Consider the following 18,362-nt stretch of genomic DNA (forward strand, 5'->3'; position numbering starts at 1 on the left):
GTCAGGACTTCAGCAGCGGCTCGACGTCCGCCTCGTAGGACCGCTGGACCTCCTGCTGCGCGGTGCCCCAGGCGTCCTTCGAGGGGGTCCCCTGCAGCATGACCTTCTCCCACGCCGTCACCGTGGACTGGTCGCCGCCGGGGACGAACACGCGCGCGTTGTCCTGCTTGCGGACGTTCTCCAGCTGGTCGACGGCGGTCTTGAACAGCGGCGTCTGCGCGTAGACCTCCTGCATCGTGGCGGAGTCCACGGCGCCCGTGGTAACGGGCATGTAGCCGGTGTTCTGGGAGAAGTAGGCGGTGTTGTCGTCCTCGGCGAGGAACGCCAGGAACTTCGCCGCGGCGAGCTGCTGCTCGGGCGTGCGCTTGGCGGGGATCGCGAACCCGGCCCCGCCGGTCGGCGTGAACTGCCCGGCGGTGCCGCCGGGCAGGAAGGCGTTGCCGACCTCGAAGTTCGCGGCCTTGAGGATGCCCGACAGCGAGCCGGTGGACGCGATGACCGAGGAGTACAGGCCCGCGCCGAAGTCGGAGGCCTGGTCGGAGGAGGACACCGCGGCCCAGCCGGAGATGACGTAGTTCCGCAGGTAGTCGCTGGCCGCGAGGACCTCGGCGCTGTCGACGGTCATGGTCCACTCGTCGGACAGGGCGCCGCCCATCCCCCAGATCAGGTTCTGGAAGATCCAGGACGCGTTACCGGTGCCCTTGCCCAGCCCGTAGGGGGCCTGCGCCCCCGTGCCCGCGGCCTTGAGCTTCGGCAGCCACTGCGCGAACTCGTCCCAGGTCTGCGGGCCGCGGTCGGGCAGCCCGGCCGCCGCCCAGTGCGCCTTGTTGTAGTAGAAGACCGGCGTGGAGCGGCAGTACGGGACGGCCCACTGCTCACCGTCGTACTGGTAGTCGGCGAACAGGCCCTGCTGGTAGTTGGCCGTGTCCACCCCGGCCGCGGGCAGCAGCTCCTTGAGCGGGGCGAGCTGCTCGTTGAGGGCGTAGCGGAACCACCAGACGTCGCTCAGCAGCACCAGGTCGGGCAGGTCGGCGCCGGTGAGGGCGGCCTGGAACTTCTGCGAGATCTCGTCGTAGTTCGCGCCGGCAGTGACGAACTCGACGTCGATGTCGGGGTTCTCCTTCGCCCAGCGGGTCAGGAACTCCGCCTCGACGGCCTGGGAGGACCCCGGGTGGTTCGTCCAGACGGTGACGGTGCCCGCGGGGGTGACCTTCGACCAGTCGGTCGAGGACGCCGCAGCGGTGCCGTCGTCGGAGGCGGCGGTCGAGGGGCCGGAGCAGGCGGCGGCGCCGAGGGCGGCGGCACCGAGACCGGCGAGGCCGAGGACCCCGCGCCGGGGCACCACGAAGGACGAGCTGTTCACGGGTTTCTCCTGGTTCTCGGTGGATCAGTTGGCCAGCGCGCCGGCGGCGAGACCGGCCACGAGGCGGCGCTGGAAGAAGAGGAAGACGAGCAGGACGGGCAGCATCACCAGGACGGTGCCGGCCATGAGGACACCCCAGTTGGTGATGCCGTCGTTGTTCTGCAGCAGGGTCAGCCCCACCGGCAGCGTCATCATGTCCGCGCGGTCGGTCACCAGCAGCGGCCACAGGTACTGGTTCCACTCGCTGACGACCGAGACGAGGGCGACCGCCGAGACGGTGGGCGCGGACAGCGGCACGACGAACTGCCACAGCCGCCGCCAGTGCCCCGCACCGTCGAGGGTCGCGGCCTCCAGGACCGAGACCGGCAGGGTCTGGAAGTGCTGCCGGAACAGGAACGTCCCGAGCGAGCTCGCCAGCCCCGGCAGGACGATGCCCTGGTAGCTGTTCAGCCAGCCGAGCTGCGCGATGAGCGTGTAGTTCGGGATGAGCGTGACCTGCGGGGGGACCATGAGGGCGGCCAGCACGAGGAGGAACACGATCCGCTTGGCGGGGAACTCCACGAACACCAGGGCGTACGCGCACATCAGGCCGAGGACGACCTTGAGCCCCGCGCCCAGCACCGTCGTGATGACGCTGTTGAGCAGGAAGTGGGCGAACGGGACGGTCGCGAAGACGTCGGCGTAGTTCTGCCAGTGCAGGGCGCCCGGCAGCCAGCGCGCCGGGATCGTGTAGATCTCGTCGCGCTGCTTGAAGGACGCCAGCAGCACCCACAGCATCGGCACGACCATGACGAGCGCGGCCACGACGAGGCCGGCGTACCCGAGCACGTCGACGCGGCGCTCCGGTCCCCGCGGTTCCCGGCCGGAGGGACGGGGAGCGGGGATGCGGCCCGACCCCGACGTCGTCTTCGTCTCCACGCTCACCGGTAGTGCACCTTCCGTTCGACGACGACCATCTGGACGACCGTCACGACGAGCAGGGCGAGGAACAGCAGGGTGGCGATGGCCGAGGCGTAGCCGGCGGAACCGTCCACGAACGCCTCCTGGTAGACCTGGTAGACCATCGTGGTCGTGCCCTCCAGGGGCCCGCCCTTCGTCATGGCGCGGATGATGTCGAAGGACCCACCGGCGTTGGACTCGATGAACACCGTGACGCCCAGGAAGAACGTCGTGGGCGACAGCAGCGGGAACACGATCGACCAGAACTGCCGCAGCGGGGAGGCCCCGTCGATCTGCGCGGCCTCCAGCAGGTCCGCCGGGACCGACTGCAGCGCAGCCAGGTAGATGATCGCGACGTAGCCGACGTACTTCCACAGGTACACGATGCAGACCATGGCCAGCGCCCAGTCGGGGTCGTTGTACCAGTTCGGCGACGCGATCCCGACCGCGCGCAGCAGGCCGGACACCAGCCCGTACTGCGGGTCGAACACGAACAGCCAGCACATGCCGACCGCGACGCCGGACAGGACGTAGGGCGCGAAGACGACGGCGCGGACGAACGTGCGCCCCCGCAGCCGGCGGTCCAGGAGCCGGGCCGTCGCCAGCCCCAGGGCCATGCAGCCGCCGACCGTGACGACCGCGAAGACGAGCGTCGTCAGCAGGACCGAGGGCGTCCGGGGGTCCTGGAAGTAGTTCACGTAGTTCTGCAGGCCGACGGGGGTCGCCCGGTCCGACCCCAGGTTCCAGTGCAGCAGCGAGTACTGCACGTTCTGGACGAGGGGTTTGTAGACGAACAGGACGAGGAGCGCGACGTTGGGCCCAGCGAGGAGCAGGAAGGTTCCCCACGACGTCCACGGGGTTCTCCGGTGGCGCGCTGCGGGAACCTGGTGGAGGGTCGTCAACGCGACCTCCTCCCAGGAAGGAGTGGGCTGGACGGGAGGAACCCTAGTTCGGGTTCCCGGCCCCTCCTGACCACTTCACGCCCGCGGGGGCCCAACCGTCATCGACTGTTCACCTGCCCCGTCCGGTGGGCCGGTGCGCGTCACCGCGCGTTCACCCCGGTGGCGCGGGCGGGCCCGGCTGGCAGTGCGGGCACCACCACGTCCGGCGCTGCTCGGGGTCCCCGGGGACCTCCGCGCGCACCTGCACCGTCGTCCCGCAGCGCAGGCACGGCTTGCCCGCCCGGCCCGACACCCAGTGCTGCCGCCCCGGCCGGGTGTCGCCCGTCGTGACCTGCGGCGCCCCGGACGGGCCGACGGAGAACGTCAGCAGCTTCACGGCCAGCCGCACGAGCGGCTCCAGGCCGATCTCCCCGACCGGCGTCCACGGCGACCGGCCGCGCAGGAAGCACAGCTCGTCGGCCCACAGGTTCCCCAGGCCCGCGAGGTTGCGCTGGTCCAGCAGCGCGGCCTTCAGCCCCCGCTCGGGACGGCGGGCCAGGTTCGCCACGGCGGCCGCGACCCGGTCGTCCACGGTGCGGGAGGCGTCGAGCAGGTCCGGGCCCAGGTGCCCCACCACGTCACCCTCCCGGTCGGTCGGCAGGAGCTCCACGACGGGCATCCGCAGCGCCAGCGCGGTCGGGCCGTCGGTGGCCAGCAGCACCCGCACGTCCGGCCACAACCGGGCCGGTGGCCGCTTGCCGGGCCCGAGCACCGTCCACTCCCCGTCCATGCGCAGGTGGGTGTGCAGGGTCGTGGGCCCGGGCAGGTCGCTGTCGGCCGGGTCGAAGCGCGTCAGCAGGTGCTTGCCGCGCGAGACGGTCCCCGCGATGCGCGCGCCCCGCAGGTCGGCCGTCGCGAAGCGGGGGACGCGCAGGTCGCTGCGCCGGACCGCCAGGCCGGTCAGCCGGGCGTCGAGCCTGCGGGCCAGCAGGAAGACGGTGTCACCTTCGGGCACCGGCCCACCGTGCCGGACGGCGGGAGCCCGCGCACGGGGAGCGCCACCCGACGACTGGCTGGACCGGACCGGTGGGGTGAAGCTGAGGCATGAGCTCGCGCCGGCTACCCCTCGTCGTGGCGTTCTGCGTCCTCCTCGTCGGGGTCGCCACCGTCCTGGCGTTCGCGGCGCTCCCCTCGCACCGCCGCGCGGCGGCCCGCGCGACCGTCCCGCAGGAGCTCCCCGGCCCCAGCCGGATGACGGCCGCGCTGGCCACCAACCCCGTGGGCCGCGCGCTCGTCCTGTACCGGCAGGGGACCGGGCCGATGGTCGGCGACCTGCCGCGCACCGTCGTGGTGGGCGACGACGGCGGCACCGTCCGCCGGCTCACCACCGGGACCGTCACGACGCGCCCGCCGGCCCGCGCGGCGCGCCCGGTCCCGGTGAGCCTGTCCCCCGACGGCCGCACGGTCGCGGTCGGGACGCGGCGCACGACCACCGGGGGTTCGGAGGTCGCGCTCGTCGACGTGGGCACGGGCCAGACCCGCGAGCACGTGGTCCCCGGGGCGCCGGGCGTCGTGCCCCTGGCGTGGAGCCCGGACAGCAGGCGGCTGGCCTACGTGGGGGCGGACGCCACGACGGCCGACCCCGCCGGCCCGCTGTTCGTGTTCGACGTCGGCACCCGCCGCGCGACGGCCGTCCCGGGGGCCGGGGACGTCGCCGCGGCCGCGTTCTCCCCCGACGGTTCCCGGCTGGCCCTGCAGGCGCCGGGTGCGGACGTCCTGCGCGTCGTCGACCCGGCCACGGGGGCCGGGGACGACCTGCCCGTCCCGGCCGGAGAGACCCTGTCCGGCGGGGCGGCCTGGTCGCCGGACGGGCAGCTCATCGCCGTCTCCGACGCCGGCCGGCGGCTGGACTTCGTCCCCACCGCCCCCGGCCGGTCCGCTCCCCCGCCCGTGACCGGCCGCGGCGACGTCCTCGGGTGGCTGTCCGGTGACGTCGTCGTGCACGAGGCCGCGACGGGCGGGGTGAGCGGCGGGGAGCCGGGGCTGGTCCGGGTCGAGCGCACGGACGTCCGCACGAGCGCGTCGTCGTCGTTCTTCGCGGTGCCGACGGGCGCCGGGGGGTACGCGGTGTCGGACCTGTCCCTGGCCACGGCCCTGCTGCCGCGGGCGGTCCCGGTGGCGTCGGTGGACGTCGACCGCGGGCCGTGGCCGCTGCCCCTGCGGATCACGCTGGTCGTGGGGGCGGCGCTGCTGTCGCTGCCGGCGACCGTCGGCCTGCGCCGGCGCCACGAGGAGTTCCAGCGGCTGTCGGCCGTGCCGGAGTGGGCCCGCGACCCCAGCCGGGGATGAGTTCGCCGTCCCTTCGCCCCGGCGTCACCGGGTGGTCCCCGCCACCCTCCTAGTTTCGTGCGCTGTGAGGAGAAGCCTCGCCGCCCTCGTCGCGGCCACCGTCCTGGTCCCCGTCACCGCCGTCACCGCGGCCTCCGCCGCGCCCTCCCCCTCCGCCACGCGCGCCGCCCCCGCCCGGTGCAGCGCCTCCGTGGCGCTCAGCGGGTTCTCCGACCGGCTCGACGAGACGACCTCCGGCGGGCAGCCCGTCGCGGGCCTGTCCGCGCTGGGCCGCACCTCCGACGGGTCGCTGCTGGCCCTGTCGGACCGCTCTCAGCTGTTCACCCTCGACGGCACGACCCGCGAACCGGTCGGGGTGGTGGCGCTGCGCGACGAGCAGGGCGGTGAGCTGGACAGCGAGGGTCTCGTCGTCGACCGCGACGGCACGCTGTGGGTGTCCTCGGAGGTGGGCCCGGCGATCCGGCACCACGCCCGCGACGGGCGGGTCCTGGGCAGCCTGGAGGTCCCCGCCGACTTCCGCACCGCCCCGCGGGGCCGGGCGCAGGAGAACCTGTCCCTGGAGAGCCTGACGCTGTCGGCGGACGGGCTGACGCTGTTCTCCGGCCTGGAGCAGGGGCTCGTCGGCGACCCCGACCGCGAGGTCCGCCTCCAGACCTGGCACCGCGCGGCGCTGGACGCGCCGTTCGAGCCGGGCGCGCAGTACGCCTACCAGGTGGACCCCGGCCTGGGGGTCCCCGAGGTCGCCGCGACGCCCGACGGGCGGCTGCTGGTCCTGGAGCGGGAGTTCCTCGCGCAGGTCGGGAACACCGTGCGGCTGTACGTCACCGACCCCGCGACCGGCACCGACGTCAGCGCGGTCCCCGTGCTGACCGGGGACGAGGCGCTGCCCAAGACGCTGCTGGCCGACCTCGTCACCTGCCCGGCGCTGGGCGCGACGGCCGAGCAGCCGCAGCTGAACCCGTTGCTGGACAACGTCGAGGGCATGACGGTCCTGGCCAACCAGGGCGACCGGCGGCTGTCGGTGCTGCTGGTCAGCGACGACAACGAGCGCCCCACGCAGACGACGCGGCTGTACGACCTGGCCGTGACGCTGCCCGTCCGCGCGGGCTGAGCGGCGGCCGGGTCAGGAGACGGAGAAGCGGAACTCGGTGACGCTGCTGAACTCCTCGCCCGGCAGCAGCACCGTCGTCGGGAACTCCGGGTGGTTGGGGGCGTCCGGGAAGGCCTGGGTCTCCAGCGCGAGCCCGGCGCGCGGCCCGTACGTCGCGCCCGCCTTGCCGACGAGCGTCCCGGCCAGCGAACCGCCCGTGAAGAACTGGACGCCCGGCTGGTCGGTCCACACCTCCAGGGTGCGGCCGGAGACGGGTTCGTGGACCCGCGCCGCGAACGTCGCCCCCCGCCGGCCGCCGGGGACGTCGGCGAGCACGTAGCAGTGGTCGAAACCCTTGCCGAGGACGAGCTGCTCGTCGTCGGCGTCGACGCGGTACCCGACGGGGACGGCCTCGCGCAGGTCGAACGGCGTGCCCTCGACGGCGCGGAACTCCCCCGTCGGCAGGCCCGTCGGGTCCAGCGGCAGGAACGTGTCGGCGGCGACCTGCACGAGGTGGGCGTCGACCGTCCCCGACCCGTCGCCCGCCAGGTTCCAGTAGGCGTGGTTGGTGAGGTTCAGGACGGTCGTCGCGTCCGTGGTCGCCTCGTACTCCACCGTCAGCCGCCCCCCGTGCAGCACGTACGTGACGTGCACCGACAGCGCCCCGGGGAACCCGTTGTCGCCGTCGGGGCTGAGCAGCGAGAACCGGACGCCGCAGGCGCCCTCGACGGGGTGGGCGCTCCACCGGGCCTCCGAGAACGGGTGCGGCCCACCGTGGATCGCGTTGCCCCGGTCGGTCGGGGGGATCTGGACGGCCTGCCCGTCCAGGACGAACGCGCCGCCGGCGATGCGGTTGGCGAACCGGCCGATCGTGGCCCCGAAGGAGCGGCCCTTGCCGGTGTAGGGGGCGAGGTCGGCGAACCCGAGCGCGACGTCGGCGCGGACGCCGTCGCGGTCGGGGGCCCGCACGGACTGGATGCGCGCGCCGTGCTCGACGAGCCCGACCGCCACCGTCCCGTCGTCCAGGACCCAGCGCCCGACGGGTGTCCCGTCCTCCAGCCGGCCCCAGTTCTCCTCGACCGCCACCGAACCCACGGAGTGCTCCACGGACCGGACGCTACCGGGACCGGCCGCAGCCGTCGCCGTGGAGGGCCGCGCGGACGACCGCGCTGACGGCGACGCCGGAACCGGCGAGCACGAGGACGCCCGCGGCCCAGTACCTCCAGTCCCAGGCGAGGCCGAACAGCTCGTGCAGCCCGACGGCGACGGCGACGGCGGCGAGGGCGAGCCCGCCGAGGACGGCGCCCACGTTCGGGCCGCGCGGAGCGGCCGGGCGGGGGGTCGTGCGGGGGGTCGGGTCGGGGGTCGGGTCGGGGGTCGGGTCGGGGGTCGGGTCGGGGGTGGTGCCGGTGGCGTTCACGGCTGCTCCAGGGTGGTCGAACCGGCTGCGCCGACGCGGACCTCACCGGCCCACGTCGCGGCCCGCAGCCCGGGGGTCCCGGCCGGGACGGTCCAGTCGTCGGGGTCGTCGCCGCGGACCTGGACGGCGTCGGCGAGGGCGCGGGCGCCGGGGCCGACGGCCAGGACGGTGCGCACGTCCAGCCCGCCCCGCACGACGTCCGCCCCGTCCCGCTGCTCCGCGCCGGCCTGCGCGCCGACCTCGACGACGTCGTCGCCCTCGGCCCAGCGCAGGGACCCGGCCAAGACGGTGACGTCGACGAGCAGCGTGGCGTCCGGGGGGACGACCACGTCGAGCCGGCCGGCGGCCACGGTGGCGGTCGCGTCCCCGTCGAGGCGGCCGGGGTCGACGGTCAGCAGCCCGACGGCCGAGCTCAGCCCCTCCTCGGCACCGGCCGTCGCGGTGGGCGTCCACGCGCGGTCCACCTGCCACGTCCACTGCGACGACGGCGGCACGACGGAGGTGGCGACGGCGCACAGCGCCAGCGGCCAGGCCAGCCCGACGAGGGCGGTGCGCCGTCCGCGCAGGCCGGCCACGACGGCGCCGAGGCCCAGGACGACGACGGGGGCGGCCAGCGCGAGCGGCAGGGTGCGGCCGGGCGGGTCGGTGAGCAGGCCGGCGACGAGGACACCGCCGGCGGCGAGCAGCGCGAGGCCGACCACCGCGGCCCCCAGCAGCGGGGAGCCCGGGCGCTGCCGGGCGCGGGCGCGCTCGGCCTGCTCGCGGGCCCTCTCCCGGGCCTCCTCGGCCTTGCGGTGAGCCTCCTCCCGGGCGAGCTCGGCGGCCGCGCGGGCCGTGGCGCGGGCTTCCTCGCGGGCCGCGGCGCGCCGCTCGGTGGGCGAGCCGAAACCCGCCTGGGGTTCGCTCACCGCGCGCGGCGCAGCGGTCTCCTTGACGAGCGAGACCGGCCGGGTGGGCGGCACGCGGCGGGGGACGGTGAAACCGCGCAGCAGCCACCAGCCGAGGAGGGCGACCAGACCGGTGACGAGGAAACCCCAGCCGGGGCCGCGCCACTCGGCGTTGAAGGCCCCCAGGAGGGTGCGGGGCAGGGACAGGTCGGCGACGACGAGCGCGCCGGACAGCCAGGCGGCGCCGGACACGTCGCCGCGCAGGACGGCCTCGGCCTCGATGCGGCCCCCGGCCTCGGGGCGGCCGTCGGGCAGCAGCAGCCAGCAGGCGCCGTACAGCGCCAGCCCCAGCCCGCCCACGGCGGTCAGCGCGACGAGGACCCCGCGGACCAGCAGCGGGTCCACGTCGAGGCGTTCGGCCAGGCCCCCGCAGATGCCCGCGAACCACCGGTCCTGCGAGCGCTGGACGCCGCAGGAGCGGACGGCCGCGAAGACCTTCGCGTCCTGGCGCGTCGGGGTGCTCACGGGTCGACCCTCCCACTCCTCGGTGCGACCGGTGCCCGGGGTCAGAAGACCCAGCCGAGCCCGAGCAGGCCGTTGCCCACGACGAGGTCGAGCACGACGAGGCCGACGGCCAGGACGAGGGCGCCGGAGACGTCACCGCGCTGGACGGCCTGCTGGGCCTCGATGCGGCCGGTGGCGTCGGGCAGCAGCAGCCACGCCAGCCCGTACAGGCCCAGGCCGATGCCGCCGAACAGCGACAGGACGAGGAACGCGACGCGCACGACGTTCGGGTTCACCCCGGCCCGCTCGGCCACGCCGCCGGCGACACCGGCGATCCAGCGGTCGCGGCTGCGGACGAGGCGGGTGCGGCGGACCGCGCCGAAGAAGCGGTCGGCGGCGGTGCGGGTGGCGGGTTCGCCGGTGGTCTCGGTCATCGGGGTCTCCTGGTCGGTGGTGTGCCCGGAACCGTTCGCGGAACCGGCCTTGTCGAAGCTGAGGTGCTCGGTCGAGGTCATGTCCCCAGACTGCTCGGCGGGGTGCCCCGGGCACATCGGGGACGACCCTGAGCCGACCCTGAACCCGACCCCCGGGGGATCCCCGGGGGCGCGGCCGCGTGCCACGATCGGGGCGTGAGCACGCAGACGATCCCGGCGGGGCCGGTGGTCCGCCCGCCGCTGCTGCGGCGGACCGGGCAGCGGCGGGTGGCGGGGGTGGCCGCCGGGGTCGCCGAGCACACCGGGCTGCCGCCGGCCCGGGTCCGCGCGGCGTTCCTGGCCGCGGTGTTCCTGGGGGGTTTCGGCGTCGTCCTGTACCTCGTCCTGTGGTTGCTGCTGACCGACGAGGAGCACCTGGAGCTGCCGCCCGCGCAGCGCCCCGACCCGGCCGGGTGGGTGCTGGCCCACCGCAACGCGCTGGTCGGCGTGGCGCTCGTGGTGGGGGTGGGGCTCGTCCCGGCGATGAACCTCGTGCACGGTTCGGCGCGTTTCGTGGTGCCGCTGCTCATCGGCGGCGCGGGCGTGGTGCTGGCCTGGAGCCAGCTCGACGCGACGCGGCGGCGCCGGCTCGTGGAGGGGTCGACCGACGGCCGCGGGGCGGTGCTGCGCGTCCTGGTGGGGGCCTCCCTCGTCGTCGTGGGCGCCGGGCTCGTCGTGGTCCTCGTCGGCGACGTCGGAACGTTCTGGCAGTCGACGCTGGCCGGGGCGGTCGTGCTGGGCGGTGTGGGGCTGGTCCTGGCGCCGTGGGTGGTGCGGCTGTGGCAGGACCTGGGCGCCGAGCGGGCCGCGCTGGCCCGCGAGCAGCAGCGCGCCGAGTTCGCCGCCCACGTCCACGACTCGGTGCTGCAGACGCTGGCCCTCATCCAGAAGCGCTCGGCGGACCCCGGGGAGGTCGCCCGGCTGGCCCGCCGCCAGGAACGTGAGCTGCGGCAGTGGTTGTACGGCGACCACGGCACGGCGGCCGGGACGCTGGGGGCGGCGCTGCGGGCCGCGGCCAGCGAGGTGGAGGACGTCTCGGGGGCCGTCGTGGAGGTCGTCCTCGTCGGCGACCTGGACAACCGGGAACTGGACCGCGGGCTGTCCGCGTTGGCCCAGGCCGCGCGCGAGGCGCTGCTGAACGCGGGGCGGCACGCGGGGGGCACGGTGTCGCTGTACGGGGAGCCGGTGGGCCCGGCGGTGGAGGTGTTCGTGCGCGACCGCGGGCGGGGTTTCGACCTTGACCAGATCCCCGGCGACCGCCTCGGGGTGCGGGAGTCCATCATCGGCCGCATGCAGCGCGCCGGGGGGTCGGCCTCGATCCGCCGGCCCGCCGACGGCGGCACGGAGGTCACGTTGCGGGTTCCGGGGGGGAACGCTTGATCAGGGTCCTGGTCGTCGACGACCACCGCATGGTGCGCTCGGGGGTGCGCGCGGAACTGTCCACCGCGGGCGACCTGGAGGTCGTGGGCGAGGCCGCCGACGTCGCCGGGGCCGTGGCGGCGGTCGAGCGGTTGCGGCCCGACGTCGTGCTGCTGGACGTCCACCTGCCCGCGGGCCCGGACGAGAACCCGGCGCCGGGTGCGGGGTCGGGCGGCGCGCAGGTGCTCGCGCGGTCGGCGCACCTGCTGTCCGCGACGCCCCCGGTGCGGTTCCTGGCGCTGTCGGTGTCCGACGCGGCCGACGACGTCATCGCCGTGATTCGGCGCGGCGCGCGCGGTTACGTCACGAAGACGATCAGCGGGGACGAGCTGGCGGCGGCCGTGCGCCGCGTCGCCGACGGGGACGCGGTGTTCTCCCCGCGGCTGGCGGGTTTCGTCCTCGACGCGTTCGGCGCGGGGGCCGGGGAGGTCGCCGCGGCCGACGACGAGCTGGACCGGCTCTCGGCCCGCGAGCGTGAGGTCATGCGGCTCATCGCGCGCGGCTACGCGTACAAGGAGGTCGCGAAGGAGTTGTTCATCTCCGTCAAGACCGTCGAGACGCACGTGTCGGCGGTGCTGCGCAAGCTGCAGCTGTCCAACCGCAACGAGCTGACCCGGTGGGCGGCGGCGCGGCGCCTGCTGTGAGGGGCGCGACGGGCTCCGGGGTGCGGTGAGCGCGCGGACGTCCCACGATCACGGTGTGCGACGCGTCGGTGTGGAGGAGGAGTTCCTGCTGGTCGACCCGGGGACGGGACGGGCCCGGCTGGACGGTCCCGCCGTCGCGGCGGCGGCGGCGGAGCAGACGGAGCTGCAGCGCCAGCAGGTGGAGAGCGGCACCGCCCCGCACACGGACCTGGCCGACGTGCTGGCGGACCTGGGCGCGCGGCGGGCGCGGATCGCGGGGCTGGCGGAGGGCACCGGCAGCCGGTTGCTGGCGCTGGCGACCCACCCGATGCCGACCGACCCGGTGGTGACGCCGGGTGAGCGCTACGGGTTGCTGGTGGAGCAGTACGGGCTGCTGGCCCGCGAGCAGCTGACGTGCGGCTGCCACGTGCACGTGGAGGTCCCGGACCGGGACGAGGCCGTCGCGGTGGTGGACCGGGTGCGGCCGTGGACGGCGGTGCTGCTGGCCCTGTCGTCGAACTCCCCGTACTGGCAGGGCGAGGAGTCCGGGTACGCCTCCTACCGGTCGCGGGTGTGGGACCGCTGGCCGACGGCGGGCCCGACGGAGGCGTTCGGGGACGCGGCCGGGTACGACCGGGCCGCGGAGCGGCTGCTGGCGACGGGGGTCCCGCTGGACGCGGGGCAGCTGTACTACGACGCGCGGGTCTCGGCGACGCAGCCGACCGTGGAGGTCCGGGTGGCCGACGTGTGCCTGCGGGTCGGCGACGCGGTGCTGCTGGCGGCGCTGGTGCGGGGGTTGGTGGAGACCGCGGCGCGGGAGGCGGCCGACGGGCGGGGCGTGCCGGACGTGTCGGTCGCGGAGCTGCGCGCGGCCGCGTGGCGGGCCGGGCACGACGGGCTCGGCGGGGTCCTGGTCTCCCCGCGCACGGGGCGCCCGGCGCCGGCGCGGGAGGTCGTGGGGCAGTTGCTGGACCACGTGGGCGCGGCGCTGCGCGACGACGGTGACGAGGGTGTCGTGAGGGAGGGGCTGGCGGCCCTGTGGGAGCGGGGCACGGGGACCGACTGGCAGCGGGCGACGACCGCGGCGCGGGGGCCGGCGGGGATGGTCGCGGAGGCGGTGGAGCTGACCCGCGCCGCGTGAAGGCCGCGTGAGGGGTGCCCGTTGACCGGGCCGGGCGGCGTCCCTACTCTTTGGACCGGTCCAGACCCGGCTCCTGGAAGGACAGCGATGTCCCAGCCCGTCCGCTTCGCCCTGCTCGGCACCGGCCGCATCGGCCAGGTCCACGCCGCGTCCATCCACCGCAGCGAGGACGCCGTGCTGACGGTCGCCGCCGACGCGGTCGCGGCCGGCGCCGAGCGGACCGCGGCCCGGTACGGCGGGCGCGCCACGACCGACCCGTTCGCGGCGATCGCCGCCGACGACGTCGACGCCGTCGTCATCGCCTCCCCCACCCCCACCCACGTCGAGCTGCTCACCGCGGCCCTCGACGCGGGCAAGGCCGTGCTGTGCGAGAAACCGATCGACCTCGACATCACGCGCGTCGACGCGGTCCGCGACCGGGCGCGGACCGCGCCCCGGCCCGTCGTGCTGGGGTTCAACCGGCGGTTCGACCCGCACTTCGCCGAACTGCGCCGCCGCGTGGCGGCCGGGGAGGTCGGGCGCCTGGAGCACCTGGCCATCACCAGCCGCGACCCCGAGCCGCCGCCGGCGGAGTACGTGGCGGTCTCCGGCGGGATCTTCCGCGACATGACGATCCACGACTTCGACACGGCCCGCTGGTTCGTGCCGGACGTCGTGTCCGTCACCGCGGTGGGGTTGCGGCAGTTCAGCGACGGCATCGCCGCCGCGGGCGACTTCGACGCCGCGGTCGTGACGCTCGTCGGGGCGGGCGGGGAATCCGTCACCATCACCAACTCCCGGCACTCCGCCTGCGGCTACGACCAGCGGGTCGAGGCGTTCGGGCCCGGCGGGCTGCTGGAGGTCGGGAACGTCACCCCGACGCTCGTGCGCGCCTCCACGGCCACCTCCAGCGCCACCGGCGAGCCGTACCGCCGGTTCTTCCTGGAGCGCTACCGGGACGCCTACGAGCTCGAGCTGGCCGCGTTCATCGCGACGGTCCGCGGCGAGGACACGTCCTCGAACCCCAGCCCGGGGTTCGAGGACGGCCGCGCCGCGCTGCTGCTGGCCGACGCCGCGGAACTGTCCGCCCGCGAGGGCCGCACGGTCCCCGTCGACCTCACCTGACCGGCCACCGGTCTCCTCGTGGAGGGCGTCAGGGGGCGGGGACGGCGCTGCCCGCCGGGCCGGGGGCCTGCGGGGGCACCGTCCCGGCCTCCTCGGCGGCGGCGTCGGCCTCCCCCTCGCCCAGCGCCGTGGTGGTGGCCAGCGGCACCTCGGGCAGGAAGAACGCGATGACCGTGCCGACCAGGAACATCGGGACCAGCCAGAGGAACATCGGCACGAGCGCGTCGGCGTAGGCGTTCACGACGCCCCGCGCGACCTCGGCCGGCAGGGAGGTCACCACCGCCGGGGTGAGGCTGGACGCGCCGTCGGGCGAGGCGCCCAGGGCCCCGCCGAGCCGCTCGGCCAGGCGATGGGAGAACACCGTCCCCAGGGCCGCCGCCCCGACGGTGACGCCCAGTTCGCGGAACAGGTTGTTCGAGCTGGTGGCCGTCCCGATCTCCCGCGGGCCCACGGCGTTCTGCACGGCCAGCACGAGGATCTGCATGAACGTGCCGATGCCGGCGCCGAGGACGGCGACGTAGAGGCAGACCAGGACCAGCGACGTGTCCACCGTCAGGGTGGACAGCAGGAACATCGCGAGCGCGGCCACGAGGGTCCCCGCGACCGGCAGCGCCCGGTACCGGCCGGTCCGGGTCACGACCGCCCCGGAGCCGATGCTGGTGACGAGCAGCCCGGCGACCATCGGCAGCAGCAGCAACCCCGACTCGGTCGCGTCCACGCCGTAGGTCATCTGCAGGTACGTCGGCAGGTAGGCCAGCGCCCCCATGAGGCCGGCCCCCACGATGAGGGCGAGCAGCGTGGTGACGACGAAGGTGCGGTTGCGGAAGAACCGCATCGGGATGACGGGCTCGGGGCTGCGGCGCTCGACGAGGACGAACGCGACGGCGGCGACGACCGTGCCGGCGGCCAGCCCCAGGACCGTGGCCGAGGACCACGCGTACTGCGTGCCGCCCCAGCTCGTGACGAGGACCAGGCCGGTGGTGGCCAGCGCCAGCAGCGCCATGCCGGCGTAGTCGACCGGGGAGGTGTTGCGGCGCCGGGGCAGCCGGATGGTCAGCGCCGCGACGGCGAGGGCGACGAGGCCGAGCGGGAGGTTCACCCAGAACACCCACCGCCAGTCGACGGCGTCGGTGAGCCAGCCGCCCAGCAGCGGCCCGACGACGGCGGAGACGCCGAACACCGCGCCCAGCGGTGCCATGAACTTCGCGCGGTCGGCGGGCGGCACGACGTCGGCGACGATCGTCTGGGACATGATCAGCAGGCCCGAGCCGCCGAGGCCCTGCAGGAACCGGAACCCGATGAACTGGAGCATGTCCTGGGAGAACCCGGCCAGGGCCGACCCCAGCAGGAACAGGGCGATGGCGACGAGGAACAGCCGCTTGCGCCCCACGAGGTCGCCGAGCTTGCCGTAGACGGGCATGGCGATGGTCAGGGCGAGCGTGTAGGCCGTGACGGCCCAGCTCATGTGCTCCAGCCCGTGGAGCTCACCGACGATGGTCGGCAGCGCCGTCCCGACGACGGTCTGGTCCAGGGAGGCCAGCAGCATGACGAGCACGAGGCTGGCGAAGATCCAGCCGATGCGGGGTCCCGGCTCCTCGGCCGGTCGGGCGGTGGTCATCGGTCGCTCCCGGGAGTGGTGGTGAGTGCGCGCAGGACGGCCCAGGCCGCGCGCGTGGAGGTCAGGGGGTCCGGTTGCAGGCCGGACAGCCAGCTCATGCCGCCGACGCGGGCCAGGGCCCCGGCGACGGCGGCGATCGCCTGGGCGGTGAACTCGTCGACGCCCTCGCGCGCGCGGACGGCTTCGGCGAGGACGGCCTCGCTGGCGGCGATCCGGGCGAGCAGGCCGGGCAGGAGCTCGGGGGCCGCGTCGACCAGGCCCATCACCTGCAGCGCGCGGTCCCGGTCGGGCGCCTCCTGCTCGGCCTGGGCGGTGAAGAGCGCCTCGAGGCCGTCCAGGAGCGGGCCGGTGGAGCGCTGGAACTCCTCCAGGACCTCCGGCCGCCAGGGCAGGGCGTTGTGGAACAGCGCCTCGTCCTTGGTCGCGAAGTAGTTGAAGAACGTGCGGCGGGAGATGCCGGCCCGGGCGGCGACGTCGTCGACGGTGACGGCGTCCCAGCCGTCGGCGAGGGCGAGGTCGAGGGCGGCACGGGCCACCGCGGTCGTCGTCTCGGCGCGCCGCCGTTCGCGCAGGGAGGGTTCAGCACCGGTCACCCCACCAATTTGCACTCAGTGCAGAGTTTGCGTCAAGTGCATCCTCACTCGTCCGGCTGCTCCGCGAACCAGTCCGCGTACTCCGTCGTCCGCGCCAGGTGCCGGGTCAGGTCCGGGGCGCCGTCGTCCCACCACACCGGCCCGCGCTCCCCCAGCGCGTGCTTGGCGGCGTCCACCCGCTGCCGGGCCAGCTCGCGCGCGTCGTCGTCGGCCGCGTCGCGCTTGGCCCGCCGGGCCGCCATGAGCTCGTGCACGAGCTCCTGCCGGCGGTCCTCCGGCAGGGCCGGGTCCGACCGGCGCCACAACCGCCCGCGGACCACGAGGTACCGGCCGTCGGGGGTGAGGAGCGGTGCGGTCACCCCTCGATCGTGCCCCGCCGGCCCCGGGACGGCGAACGGCCGGCCCCCCGTCGGGGAACCGGCCGTCCGTGCCGCGCGGGTCGGCGCGCGGGTCAGTGCGTCGGCGTGCGCGGCCCCGGCACCACGGCCGGGCGCCGCACGAGCAGCGACAGCGCCAGCGCGACGAGGGAGATGACCGCGCCCCACACGAACGCGCCCTGCACCCCGTCGGCCACCGCGTGCAGCGGGTCGGTGCCCGCGGCGAGGCTGTCCGCCGAGCGCGTGGAGAGCACCGTGACGAACAGGGCCGTGCCGGCGGCACCGGCGAGCTGCTGCACCGTGCCGACGGTCGCCGACCCGTGCGGGTACAGCTCGGCCCGCAGCGAGCCCAGCGCCGAGGTGAACAGCGGCGTGAACATGAACGCCAGCCCGGCGCTCAGCAGCGTGTGGACCACGACGACCATGCCCGCGGGGGTCCCCGGGTGCAGCGTGGTCAGCAGCCACAGGGCGGCGCTGACCGCGACCGCGCCCGGCGTGACGAGGGGCCGCGGGCCGAACCGGTCGAACAGCCGGCCGACGAACGGCGACAGGACACCCATGACCGCCCCGCCGGGCAGCAGGAGCAGACCCGTCTCCAGGGACCCCAGCTGCAGCACCGTCTGCAGGAAGATCGGCAGCACGATGAGCGTGCCGAACAGGCCCATGAAGCTCGTGACGAGGACGGCGGTCGACACCGTGAACGAGCGGTTGGCGAAGACCCGCAGGTCCATGAGGGCCCCGCCGGTGCGGCTGAGCCGGAACTGCCGCAGCACGAAGGCGGTCAGCGCCAGGACCCCGACGGCGACGGGGACCCACGGCGCCACCGGCGCGTGCCCGGAGGCGGACTCACCGGTGCTGGACAGCCCGTAGATGAGGCCGCCGAAACCCACCGCGGACAGGACCAGCGACAGGACGTCCAGCCGCGCGTGCCGCGGTGCGGTGACGTTGCGGACCTTCCAGGTGCCCGCGGCCAGGGCGAGCAGGGCGATGGGCAGCACGATGATGAACATCCACCGCCAGGACAGCGAGTTGAGGATGATCCCGGAGATCGTCGGCCCGATGGCGGGGGCGACGGAGATGACGACGGAGATCATGCCCATGGTCTTGCCGCGGCTGGCGGGGGGCACGAGCGTCATGGCCGTCGTCATGAGCAGCGGCATCATGACGGCAGTGCCGCTGGCCTGCACGACGCGGCCGACGAGCAGCAGCTCGAAGCCGGGCGCGACCGCGGCGATCGCGGTGCCGAGACTGAACAGGCCCATGGCCGCGACGAAGACCTGCCGCAGCCGGAACCGCTCCATGATGAAACCGGTGGCGGGGATGACGACGGCCATGGTGAGCATGAAGCCCGTCGTCAGCCACTGGCCGGTGGCGGCGGTGATGCCGAGGTCGGCCATGAGCCGCGGCAGCGCCACACCCATGATCGTCTCGTTGAGGATGACGACGAAGGCCGAGACGAGCAGCAGCCCGATCACGGTCGCGTCGCCGGGGGCGAGCCGGTCGCGGTCGAGGGGTGGGGCGGGCGCGACGGTTTCCAGGGTCGCGTCCTCGTTCGTGGACATGGTGGGACTCCTCGTGGTG

General features: G+C 75.1%; 18 protein-coding genes. 6 read left to right on the plus strand and 12 right to left on the minus strand.

Features of this window, described 5'->3' with window-relative positions:
- Nucleotide 1: 1 nt before the first annotated feature.
- The 4 genes from BJ968_RS09720 to BJ968_RS25595 all read right to left on the minus strand — a co-directional run bounded on the left by BJ968_RS09720 (nucleotide 2) and on the right by BJ968_RS25595 (nucleotide 4,198).
- Entirely contained in the window at nucleotides 2–1,363 is a 1,362-nt protein-coding gene (locus BJ968_RS09720) for an extracellular solute-binding protein (RefSeq protein ID WP_179751317.1), read from the minus strand.
- 24 nt (nucleotides 1,364–1,387) lie between these two features.
- Nucleotides 1,388–2,287, minus strand: a complete 900-nt coding sequence (locus tag BJ968_RS24425) for a carbohydrate ABC transporter permease (protein ID WP_425491486.1) — start codon at nucleotides 2,285–2,287, stop codon at nucleotides 1,388–1,390.
- Nucleotides 2,284–3,204, minus strand: coding sequence for a carbohydrate ABC transporter permease (locus BJ968_RS09730; protein ID WP_179751319.1), 921 nt, complete (start codon nucleotides 3,202–3,204; stop codon nucleotides 2,284–2,286). Before BJ968_RS09730 ends, BJ968_RS24425 begins: the two co-directional genes overlap by 4 nt.
- A gap of 151 nt (nucleotides 3,205–3,355) precedes the next feature.
- Entirely contained in the window at nucleotides 3,356–4,198 is an 843-nt protein-coding gene (locus BJ968_RS25595) for a DNA-formamidopyrimidine glycosylase family protein (RefSeq protein WP_179751321.1), read from the minus strand.
- 89 nt (nucleotides 4,199–4,287) lie between these two features.
- Between BJ968_RS25595 and BJ968_RS09740 the strand changes: the two genes are divergently transcribed.
- Both BJ968_RS09740 and BJ968_RS09745 read left to right on the plus strand, forming a co-directional pair.
- A complete protein-coding gene (locus BJ968_RS09740; RefSeq protein WP_179751323.1) occupies nucleotides 4,288–5,532 on the plus strand; it encodes a WD40 repeat domain-containing protein in 1,245 nt (414 codons plus the stop codon).
- A gap of 64 nt (nucleotides 5,533–5,596) precedes the next feature.
- On the plus strand, nucleotides 5,597–6,643 hold the full coding sequence (locus tag BJ968_RS09745) for an esterase-like activity of phytase family protein (protein WP_179751325.1): 1,047 nt from the start codon (nucleotides 5,597–5,599) through the stop codon (nucleotides 6,641–6,643).
- Nucleotides 6,644–6,655: 12 nt separating this feature from the next.
- Here BJ968_RS09745 and BJ968_RS09750 read toward each other — a convergent pair whose 3' ends face one another.
- From BJ968_RS09750 to BJ968_RS09765, 4 genes are read right to left on the minus strand one after another with little or no spacing between them, the layout of a single operon-like run.
- Complete coding sequence (locus BJ968_RS09750) at nucleotides 6,656–7,729, minus strand: galactose-1-epimerase (RefSeq protein ID WP_179751327.1); 1,074 nt, start codon at nucleotides 7,727–7,729, stop codon at nucleotides 6,656–6,658.
- Between the two features lie 10 nt (nucleotides 7,730–7,739).
- Nucleotides 7,740–8,042, minus strand: a complete 303-nt coding sequence (locus BJ968_RS09755; RefSeq protein ID WP_179751329.1) for a hypothetical protein — start codon at nucleotides 8,040–8,042, stop codon at nucleotides 7,740–7,742.
- Nucleotides 8,039–9,454 (minus strand): PspC domain-containing protein, encoded by a 1,416-nt coding sequence (locus tag BJ968_RS09760; protein WP_179751331.1) that lies wholly within the window; start codon nucleotides 9,452–9,454, stop codon nucleotides 8,039–8,041. Before BJ968_RS09760 ends, BJ968_RS09755 begins: the two co-directional genes overlap by 4 nt.
- Before the next feature lie 41 nt (nucleotides 9,455–9,495).
- Nucleotides 9,496–9,948, minus strand: coding sequence for a PspC domain-containing protein (locus BJ968_RS09765; protein ID WP_179751333.1), 453 nt, complete (start codon nucleotides 9,946–9,948; stop codon nucleotides 9,496–9,498).
- Nucleotides 9,949–10,062: 114 nt separating this feature from the next.
- Here BJ968_RS09765 and BJ968_RS09770 point away from each other — a divergent pair, with 114 nt between their 5' ends.
- From BJ968_RS09770 to BJ968_RS09785, 4 genes are all read left to right on the plus strand, one after another.
- Entirely contained in the window at nucleotides 10,063–11,286 is a 1,224-nt protein-coding gene (locus tag BJ968_RS09770; protein ID WP_218884964.1) for a PspC domain-containing protein, read from the plus strand.
- A complete protein-coding gene (locus BJ968_RS09775; RefSeq protein WP_179751336.1) occupies nucleotides 11,283–11,969 on the plus strand; it encodes a LuxR C-terminal-related transcriptional regulator in 687 nt (228 codons plus the stop codon). The genes BJ968_RS09770 and BJ968_RS09775 overlap by 4 nt, the downstream gene beginning before the upstream one ends.
- A gap of 55 nt (nucleotides 11,970–12,024) precedes the next feature.
- Nucleotides 12,025–13,089: a glutamate--cysteine ligase gene (locus BJ968_RS09780; protein ID WP_179751338.1), complete on the plus strand. Its 1,065-nt coding sequence runs from the start codon at nucleotides 12,025–12,027 to the stop codon at nucleotides 13,087–13,089.
- Between the two features lie 87 nt (nucleotides 13,090–13,176).
- Nucleotides 13,177–14,193, plus strand: a complete 1,017-nt coding sequence (locus tag BJ968_RS09785; protein ID WP_179751340.1) for a Gfo/Idh/MocA family protein — start codon at nucleotides 13,177–13,179, stop codon at nucleotides 14,191–14,193.
- Nucleotides 14,194–14,221: 28 nt separating this feature from the next.
- On the opposite strand, the gene BJ968_RS09790 is transcribed toward BJ968_RS09785, so the two are convergent.
- From BJ968_RS09790 to BJ968_RS09805, 4 genes are all read right to left on the minus strand, one after another.
- A complete protein-coding gene (locus tag BJ968_RS09790) occupies nucleotides 14,222–15,811 on the minus strand; it encodes an MDR family MFS transporter (protein WP_179751342.1) in 1,590 nt (529 codons plus the stop codon).
- A complete protein-coding gene (locus BJ968_RS09795; protein WP_179751344.1) occupies nucleotides 15,808–16,404 on the minus strand; it encodes a TetR family transcriptional regulator in 597 nt (198 codons plus the stop codon). Before BJ968_RS09795 ends, BJ968_RS09790 begins: the two co-directional genes overlap by 4 nt.
- A 44-nt stretch (nucleotides 16,405–16,448) precedes the next feature.
- On the minus strand, nucleotides 16,449–16,763 hold the full coding sequence (locus BJ968_RS09800) for a hypothetical protein (RefSeq protein ID WP_179751346.1): 315 nt from the start codon (nucleotides 16,761–16,763) through the stop codon (nucleotides 16,449–16,451).
- A 92-nt stretch (nucleotides 16,764–16,855) separates the two neighbouring features.
- Nucleotides 16,856–18,343 carry an MDR family MFS transporter gene (locus tag BJ968_RS09805; RefSeq protein WP_179751348.1) on the minus strand — a complete coding sequence of 496 codons (1,488 nt, stop codon included), beginning with the start codon at nucleotides 18,341–18,343 and terminating at the stop codon, nucleotides 16,856–16,858.
- Between the last annotated feature and the right edge of the window lie 19 nt (nucleotides 18,344–18,362).

Origin of the sequence: Kineococcus aurantiacus, from assembly GCF_013409345.1 — a bacterium.
Taxonomy (GTDB): domain Bacteria; phylum Actinomycetota; class Actinomycetes; order Actinomycetales; family Kineococcaceae; genus Kineococcus; species Kineococcus aurantiacus.

What these genes read in the sequence shown, in the direction of transcription:
- BJ968_RS09765 (WP_179751333.1), bottom strand. Translation starts at nt 9,948, where the DNA reads ATGACCTCGACCGAGCACCTCAGCTTCGACAAGGCCGGTTCCGCGAAC.
- BJ968_RS09805 (WP_179751348.1), bottom strand. Translation starts at nt 18,343, where the DNA reads ATGTCCACGAACGAGGACGCGACCCTGGAAACCGTCGCGCCCGCCCCA.
- BJ968_RS09790 (WP_179751342.1), bottom strand. Translation starts at nt 15,811, where the DNA reads ATGACCACCGCCCGACCGGCCGAGGAGCCGGGACCCCGCATCGGCTGG.
- BJ968_RS09785 (WP_179751340.1), top strand. Translation starts at nt 13,177, where the DNA reads ATGTCCCAGCCCGTCCGCTTCGCCCTGCTCGGCACCGGCCGCATCGGC.
- BJ968_RS09740 (WP_179751323.1), top strand. Translation starts at nt 4,288, where the DNA reads ATGAGCTCGCGCCGGCTACCCCTCGTCGTGGCGTTCTGCGTCCTCCTC.